Here is a 7,834-nt window from a genome sequence, read left to right on the forward strand (position 1 = left end):
AGCGATAAACTGACGGCCTTTCTCCAGTGAATTTCACGGCCTTGCCACAATGTACCGCAAACATCGGCCCACCGGACCAGCGTCGACACATAGAGCAATGACACAATCCAACATCAGCGTGATCTACTGCTTCAACTTCTACACTGCCACACAAACACTTTCCTTTCATGAGTCCTCCTTGGTGCGCCTGGTAAGGCATACCTTTAAATATTTAAAACACGTGTTCAGGTCTTTCCCATGCACACAGTATCGTCGACTGATCCGATTACTGTTAGATAGGTTAGCGCATTTCGCAGTATCTCGACATTTATGTGTTGTAGAGACAAGGCCTCTACAACACCAATCCACCATCTATTTTTAGCACTTGCCCGGTAATAAAACGGCTTTTGTCTGACGCCAGAAACGCAACGCCGTCAGCAATATCCTGCGCGCTGCCCATTCGACCAAGTGGTGTTTTTGAGGTCATGTAGTGAATGACTTTTTCCGGAAGTGCCTTAGTCATGTCTGTTTCAATAAATCCAGGCGCAATGCAATTCACTCGGATTTGGGCGCCTTTTCTTGCCAGCTCTTTCGCCCAGCCTTTACTCATGGCGATCACCCCGCCCTTGCTGGCAGCGTAATTGCTTTGGCCGACATTCCCATCCGTCCCGACAATGGATGAAATATTAATGATGCTGCCACTTCCTTGCTCCAACATCAGTGGCGCGACCTGCTGCGTGAGCAAAAATACGGCTTTAAGATTGACATCCAATACTGCATTCCAATCACTTTCCTGCATATCCGGTAACATTGCGTCACGAGTAATACCCGCATTATTGACCAACACATCGACACATTCGCACTGTTCACGAATTTCTTGTACAACATCTCTCACCTGCTCGGCATCACACAAGTTTACTTCGCATGCAACCAATGCCGGCGAATCGCTCCAGACTATCGGTGTGATATCTAAACCAATCACCTGATAACCATCATTCAGAAGCTGTTCACAGATGGCTCTGCCAATGCCTCGGGCGGCACCAGTCACGAGCGCGGTTTTTTGGCTGTTGTTCATGGCTCTTCCTTTCCTGAGTGGGCTTAAATCAAATGGCCTCCCCGCACTTCATCGAAGACTTGAGGGGTAAGCGCGTCATTCAACACTGAGGTGGCACTGGCAATGCGTGCCTGGGTAACAAAATCTGCCGTATATCAATGTCAGTAACCGATCCTGTTCTGTCGTTTAGCTAGTATGACTGACGCCTGTGAAGCCGAGACAACAAAGTGATGATTGTTTGATGGCGAAAATATGAAGGCCAAATACCGTGAATCACACGTGCCTGCGTTGTTTTCTCAGCCGTTGCGGTAGATTTGTCGGGTGATATGCCTTGCTTTCATGCCGTCGCTTATCGGATACTTAGTGCTATGAATTCGCTTGTTTTTCCGAGCTTTCTGCGAGCCTTTAACGCTCCCTCAGCCAGATAAGCTTAGTGGGGAAAACAACCATACATTGAGCGCATTCACACCCGAATGTACTATCAAACTGATTTATAAGGGCTATTTTGTCTACTTCGAATCAAACAAATGCGACCACAGGTACCTCAGAGCAACCCACTTTCTTCTTTTTTGACTATGAAACCTGGGGAACCAGTCCATCGCTAGACCGTCCTTCACAATTTGCTGGCGTACGTACCGATATGGATTTCAACATTATCGGTGACCCCCTAGTCATATACTGCCAGCCTCCGTCCGACTACCTGCCGTCTCCGGAAGCCGCATTGATTACTGGCATCACGCCTCAAAAAGCCAAAGCACAAGGGTTACCTGAGCCCGAGTTTATTGCTCGTATTCACGCCGAGCTGTCCAAGCCTAAAACCACCAGCCTTGGCTACAACAGTATCCGCTTTGATGACGAAGTCACTCGCTACACCTGCTATCGAAACTTCCTTGACCCTTATGCATGGAGCTGGCAAAACGGCAATTCTCGTTGGGATTTACTCGACGTAATGCGCGCCTGCCATGCACTGAGACCAGAAGGCGTGGTTTGGCCAGAAAACGAGGAAGGCTTCACCAGCTTTAAACTGGAGCACTTGTCTGTCGCCAATGGTATAGAACACGCCAACGCACACGATGCGATGGCAGATGTTATCGCTACCATTGAAATGGCCAAAAAGCTCAAAGCCGCGCAGCCTAAGCTCTTCGGCTACTTCTTTGACATGCGCCATAAGCGTAAACTTAATGAGTTGATTGATATCGTCAACATGACACCGCTGATGCACGTTTCCGGCATGCTCGGACGTGAATGCCAGTACACAAGTTGGATAGTGCCGTTGGCCTGGCACCCGACCAATCAAAACGCCGTGGTCGTGGTCGATCTGGCGAAAGATCCTCAGCCATTGCTGGATCTGAGTGCGGATGAGCTGCGTGAACGTCTATACACCAAACGCAGCGAGTTGGGTCCGGATCAAGCACCGGTGCCGATCAAGCTGGTTCATTTAAACAAATGTCCAATTCTGGCACCGGCCAAGACCCTGACCGCAGAAAACGCGGCTTCAATCGGGATCGACCGCGAGCAGTGCCTGAAAAATCTCGCCGTATTGCGTCAACATCCGGAAGTGCGCGAAAAACTCATCGCGATCTACAGCGTTGAACGCGAGTACGAAAAGAGCGACAACGTTGATACACAGTTATACGCCAACTTCTTTTCCCCGGCAGACAAAGCGTCGATGGACATTATTCGCTCCACCGATCCGAATAACCTGGCCGCGCTGGACATTACATTTAATGACGCGCGCATCGAGCCATTATTATTCCGCTACCGTGCACGCCATTATCCATGGACGCTGGACGAAGCTGAGCAGCAACGCTGGGCAAATCATTGTCGTGAATACTTCGAAAGTCGTCTTGAGGACTATATGCTCAATCTGGAAAACTTAGTTCACGAATATGAAACTGACGAAAAGAAAATAGCTATTTTAAAATCCGTCTACCAATACGTGATGGAGCTCACATCTTAGAGCGCCACACGCGACTTCTGCTCTTTTCCTTTATCTTTACGGCACTTAAAAATGGCGAAAACCATTCTGCAATACATCGTCTCCATCGGGCTTATTTTCCTTTGCCTGATGGCAGGCGTAAATCTTCAGTCCCTCCTCGGTATTTCGATTCCGGGCAGTATCATTGGCATGCTTATTCTGTTCGGATTACTGGCCAGTGGCCTGGTTCCTTCCGACTGGGTTAAGCCAGGCGCCAGCCTGTTTATTCGCTATATGATCCTGTTGTTTGTTCCCATCAGTGTGGGATTGATGGAGCATTTTGATCTGCTGATCAACAATGCTCTGCCCATTCTGGCCAGCGCCATCGGTGGCACGCTGATCGTCCTGGTCCTTCTTGGACTGATGCTGGATCGTCTGTTGAAGAAGGGGAACAAAACATGTGGTTAATCGCGACGCTCGTGGTGTTCTTTTTCGCCCGCTGGTTATGCCAGAAATTTAAAACACCTCTGATGAACCCTCTGCTGATCAGTATCGCGATCATTATCCCGATTCTGACTTACCTCAAGGTTCCGTTTGAGACTTACTATCAGGACAACCAGTGGATCAGCATGTTACTGCAGCCGGCCGTCGTCGCACTGGCGTTTCCCCTGTACGAACAGATCCCACAAATACGGGCGAACTGGCGCATTATTATGCTGGCGTGCAGTGTCGGCAGTGTAATGTCGATGATGACCGCAGGTCTGATAGCCGTCGCAATGAAAGCCGATGTGGCACTGATTGCCAGTTTGATGGGAAAATCCGTCACCACTCCGATTGCAATGGAAGTCGCCAGCCATCTCGGCGGAGAACCAGCGATTGCTGCCGTTTTAGTGGTATTGGTGGGGCTGTTTGGCGCCATTCTTGCCTACCCGATTTATAACATGTTGAATATTTCGCACCCGATCGCCAAAGGGCTGACCATGGGTACCGTCTCGCATGCCCTTGGGACGGCAACCTGTGCAGAAAAAGATCCCCGTGATGCAGCATTCAGCTCACTTGCGCTGGTCTTGTGCGGCGTCATCACTTCCATTCTGGCACCCAGCATTTTTGCTCTGTCCGTCTGGTTGTCTCACTAACACACGTTCCGCGTTCTCCGTCGTATACTAAGGTTGATATACGACGGAGTTCACTGAAACATAAGGTGCAATCGATATCATGTGTGACATCACTCTAATTATGAAAACATCAACATCATTACACTATTTAGCGTGATCTAAATCTCAGTAATGTTTTAGCGTTATCATAAAATGTAATCCAGCATTCAAATAAGGATTCATTATGAAAAGCCGTATTGAACAAGCACTCTCAGATGTGCCGGCGTCCATCGCAGATTACCTTGGTCCTATTCTGCTGGCGGACGATTTTGACGCGACTTTGTCTCCGGAGCAGTTTAAACAACTGCAAATCGTTTCTGGTTTGAACGACGCGGAACTTCGTGTGGCGCTTCTTCCGTTTGCCGCCTGCTACTCCTACACGCCCATTTCTAAATTCAATGTTGGTGCTCTTGCTCGCGGCCTGTCCGGCCGTATCTACTTCGGTGCTAATGTCGAAATTGCCGGTTGCCAGCTAGGTCAAACGGTTCATGCTGAACAATGTGCGATCAGTCACGCATGGATGAAAGGTGAAACCGGCATCTCAGACATTACGGTCAATTTCAGCCCTTGCGGTCACTGTCGTCAGTTTATGAATGAACTGAGCTCGGCAGACAAACTGGTCGTTCAACTTCCAGAGCGCGATGAAATGACGTTGCAGCAATACCTGCCAGATTCGTTCGGCCCGTCCGATCTTGGTATTGAATCGGCATTGATGTCGAAAGTCGATCATGGCAAGACCACTCAGGACAGTGATCCGCTGGTACGATCGGCATTAAGCGCATTGAACGCAAGCCATGCACCTTACACTCACAACCTGAGTGGCGTCGCTTTACAATTGAATGATGGAAAAGTCTTTAAAGGCGCGTATGCGGAAAACGCGGCGTTTAACCCTAGCCTGCCGCCTCTTCAGGTCGCTCTGATTCAGATACTGCTGGATGGTCGTGAGTTCGGTGATATTGTTTCGGCTGCGTTAGTTGAAATGGCGGAAGGAACCATCAGCCATCTGGCCGATACTCAGGCAACACTGGAAGCCATCAACCCTGACATTCCGGTCTCGTACCTGGCAATGTAAACCCAATCATGATTAGCCCCGACATGACTCGGGGCTTTTTATTATTGGTCGTAGAAAGGTTTGACGTCAAAATCGAGTTGTGAAGGAGCCAGTGCCCGCTCGATTTTCAACGCACTGCTTTTCAAATCGATAAACGCCACATCCGTAAAACGGTGGTACTTATTGGAGTAGAAACTCTTCACTTCAGGTTTCAGAGGCTGACTTGGATTCGCTGTCCAGACGATAGCGACCCGGCCATCACTGAGTTCAACGATCGAGCCAACCGGATACACACCAATACAATTGATGAACTTGTACACCAACTCTTTGTCGAGATGAAATGGCGTCAACGACAGCATGATCTTGAAAGCTTCTGCCGAGCTCATCCCCTGCTTGTAACAACGGTCTGCCGTCAGTGCATCATAAATGTCCACGATACCGCTCATGCGGCCATGAACGGGCAGTTGATCGCCTTTGAGCCCTTTCGGATAGCCGTTGCCGTCAAGTTTCTCGTGATGCATCAGGCAAACGTCGCGGCTGATCTGACTCAGCCCGTGAACGTTGGCAATGATCTCATCAGCAAACACCTGATGCAGCTTCATATGCTCAAATTCTTCCGGCGTTAACTTACCTGGCTTATGCAGAATCTGATCGTCAACCTTTACTTTGCCCACATCATGAATAATGCCGCCAATCGCCATCTCTTTGAGTGTTTCCGCATCAAACCCGAGGTGTCTACCAAACGTCACCATCAGGCAGGCCACGTTGACCGAGTGCTCTAGTAAATAGGCGTCTTTATTTCGAAGTGCGGAGACACATTGCAAAGCATTGTTGTCTACTAACGCCGTATCAATCATCTCCCCCGCCCAAGATTCTATTTCACTGACGTGAATATCCTGATTATTCAGAGATTTATTGAGTAGTTTCTGAGCCAGCGTTTTGGCTTCTTCAATGATACGCGCCGCTTTTTTTTGTGCCGCGTCACGACTGAGTTGTTTTCGTCCCCGCCGATTGGTTTGGGGCTCGGGCGACTCTCCGACTGGGGGAGCAGGTTCGACGTCTGGCTCCACATAGGCATTAATCACTACACCACTTCGGGATAACTTCTGGTCCACCCAGACAAACTTCACTCCAGTGCTGACCAACTGCTGAATGGAGGCTTGGGAATTGACTCGCCCGGCATGAGAAAGGTTCACCTTTTCGCTCTGCTGAATCGCCGTCACAAACATGCCTGGCAGCAGCTGTTCAATGGAAATTTTGACCGATTCTTCTGGATTAAACTGCATCTCAATCGCTCAATCTATGTCTCTCAGATACACAACAACATGATTATAAGGAGAGACGTCGGAAAAGATCACCTTTTAATCGACAAAACTATAAGAGACAGCCCACATTTTTGCGAAACACACCGCACATTCGCATTTAATAAACACAATAAAAATAAGCGTATTACACAATAAAATGTAGTGTTTGGCGTTCCTTTCATTTGCCTTTATCATCACAATCAGATTGTTCAACTCGGATGAGCTCAAGCTCATCATGACCTAATCTGGTAGCTTATGGAGCCACTAACACACTACTTCACTGCTGGGACGGTTGGATATAAGGTACTGATCGGCCTGATCATTATTCTTTCGTATCTGGTAATCAAGAAAGTCGCCAACCGTACCATAGCCAGCCTGGCACGAGCCAAAGGCGTAAACAAAGCTCGGTTAACATTCGTGACTCGCTGCTTCAATACCGTGTATCTGTTCCTGTTTGCGTCAATTTTCGCGATTGCCACCGGGATCGGCTATGGCGATGTCTCACTGTTCCTTTCATCGGTGTTCGCCGTTCTGGGGGTCGCTTTATTTGCTCAGTGGTCGATCCTGAGCAATATCACTGCCAGTTTTCTGATCTTCTTCGTCTTTCCATACCGGATTGGTGATCGCATCAAAGTCGTGGATAAAGATGAAGACATCAGCGGTGAAATCCATGACATTCGGATGTTCCACGTGTTAATCAGACATGATAACGGCAACATTATCGCCTACCCCAATAGCCTGATGCTGCAAAAAGGGGTGATTAAACAAGTGAAAAAACCTTCCACCAAAACGACTCGCCGGCTTTATACCCGCATACCACGCAAATAAAAGCAAGGCTGCACCACGTGCAGCCTTAATTCTCTGATTGATTGCTCAGGCAAGTGATTCGTCTTTTTTATGCTCGATAACCTGACTTTTATCGGCCTGGGTGATGGCAATACGCCTTGGTTTCATCGCCTCCGGTACCTCTTTGATCAGGTGAATAGTCAACAACCCACTGGCCAATTCTGCATCTTTGACTTCGACGTATTCAGCTAGGTCAAACTTGCGCTCAAATGAACGATTCGCTATCCCCTGATAAAGGAACTTACTTTCTGCTTTGCTGGATTTGTGCCCTTTTATCATCAGGACACCACGTTCAACCTGAATATCGAGTTCGCTTTCGTCAAACCCGGCAACGGCCAGTGTGATGGTATATTGGTTTTCGCCCACCATTTCAATATTGTACGGAGGGTATCCCGCTGAAACTGGATCAGCGTTCAGTGCGCTGTCGATCATCGACGCCAGCCGATCAAAACCAATAGCTTTCCGATAAAGTGGAGTCAGATCAATTGCTGAATCTTATACACATCTGACGATGCCGACGATACACCT

9 protein-coding genes are annotated in these 7,834 nt (G+C 48.5%); 5 read left to right on the top strand and 4 right to left on the bottom strand.

What is annotated here, in order from left to right; translation table 11 throughout:
* Positions 1-199: GFA family protein (locus tag CAG65_RS22160; RefSeq protein ID WP_443098372.1), on the bottom strand; the 199-nt coding region annotated here is incomplete at its 3' end.
* Positions 200-331: 132 nt separating this feature from the next.
* Positions 332-1,054, bottom strand: a complete 723-nt coding sequence (gene fabG, locus CAG65_RS03655) for a 3-oxoacyl-ACP reductase FabG (RefSeq protein WP_021705523.1) — start codon at positions 1,052-1,054, stop codon at positions 332-334.
* 484 nt (positions 1,055-1,538) lie between these two features.
* On the opposite strand from fabG, the gene sbcB reads away from it, so the two are divergent.
* From sbcB to cdd, 4 genes are all read left to right on the top strand, one after another.
* Entirely contained in the window at positions 1,539-2,993 is a 1,455-nt protein-coding gene (sbcB, locus tag CAG65_RS03660; RefSeq protein WP_161452243.1) for an exodeoxyribonuclease I, read from the top strand.
* A gap of 51 nt (positions 2,994-3,044) precedes the next feature.
* A complete protein-coding gene (locus CAG65_RS03665) occupies positions 3,045-3,419 on the top strand; it encodes a CidA/LrgA family protein (protein ID WP_021705521.1) in 375 nt (124 codons plus the stop codon).
* Positions 3,410-4,087, top strand: coding sequence for a CidB/LrgB family autolysis modulator (locus CAG65_RS03670; protein ID WP_161452245.1), 678 nt, complete (start codon positions 3,410-3,412; stop codon positions 4,085-4,087). The genes CAG65_RS03665 and CAG65_RS03670 overlap by 10 nt, the downstream gene beginning before the upstream one ends.
* 202 nt (positions 4,088-4,289) lie before the next feature.
* The gene (gene cdd, locus CAG65_RS03675) at positions 4,290-5,177 is read left to right on the top strand and encodes a cytidine deaminase (RefSeq protein WP_021705519.1); all 888 of its coding nucleotides are present in this window, start codon (positions 4,290-4,292) and stop codon (positions 5,175-5,177) included.
* Positions 5,178-5,218: 41 nt separating this feature from the next.
* On the opposite strand, the gene CAG65_RS03680 is transcribed toward cdd, so the two are convergent.
* Positions 5,219-6,442, bottom strand: coding sequence for an HD-GYP domain-containing protein (locus CAG65_RS03680; RefSeq protein ID WP_161452247.1), 1,224 nt, complete (start codon positions 6,440-6,442; stop codon positions 5,219-5,221).
* 273 nt (positions 6,443-6,715) lie between these two features.
* Between CAG65_RS03680 and CAG65_RS03685 the strand changes: the two genes are divergently transcribed.
* On the top strand, positions 6,716-7,288 hold the full coding sequence (locus CAG65_RS03685; protein WP_161452249.1) for a mechanosensitive ion channel family protein: 573 nt from the start codon (positions 6,716-6,718) through the stop codon (positions 7,286-7,288).
* A 45-nt stretch (positions 7,289-7,333) separates the two neighbouring features.
* Here the strand turns inward: CAG65_RS03685 and CAG65_RS03690 are convergent, their stop codons facing one another.
* A complete protein-coding gene (locus CAG65_RS03690) occupies positions 7,334-7,738 on the bottom strand; it encodes an Hsp20 family protein (protein WP_161452251.1) in 405 nt (134 codons plus the stop codon).
* Positions 7,739-7,834: the final 96 nt, after the last annotated feature.

The organism is Vibrio sp. V39_P1S14PM300, from assembly GCF_009904765.1.
Taxonomy (GTDB): Bacteria; Pseudomonadota; Gammaproteobacteria; order Enterobacterales; family Vibrionaceae; genus Vibrio; species Vibrio proteolyticus.

Bases quoted from the DNA above. Each gene is read 5' to 3' on its own strand.
- fabG (WP_021705523.1), bottom strand. From the start codon at position 1,054: ATGAACAACAGCCAAAAAACCGCGCTCGTGACTGGTGCCGCCCGAGGC.
- CAG65_RS03665 (WP_021705521.1), top strand. From the start codon at position 3,045: ATGGCGAAAACCATTCTGCAATACATCGTCTCCATCGGGCTTATTTTC.
- CAG65_RS03670 (WP_161452245.1), top strand. From the start codon at position 3,410: ATGTGGTTAATCGCGACGCTCGTGGTGTTCTTTTTCGCCCGCTGGTTA.
- cdd (WP_021705519.1), top strand. From the start codon at position 4,290: ATGAAAAGCCGTATTGAACAAGCACTCTCAGATGTGCCGGCGTCCATC.
- CAG65_RS03680 (WP_161452247.1), bottom strand. From the start codon at position 6,442: ATGCAGTTTAATCCAGAAGAATCGGTCAAAATTTCCATTGAACAGCTG.
- CAG65_RS03685 (WP_161452249.1), top strand. From the start codon at position 6,716: ATGGAGCCACTAACACACTACTTCACTGCTGGGACGGTTGGATATAAG.
- CAG65_RS03690 (WP_161452251.1), bottom strand. From the start codon at position 7,738: ATGATCGACAGCGCACTGAACGCTGATCCAGTTTCAGCGGGATACCCT.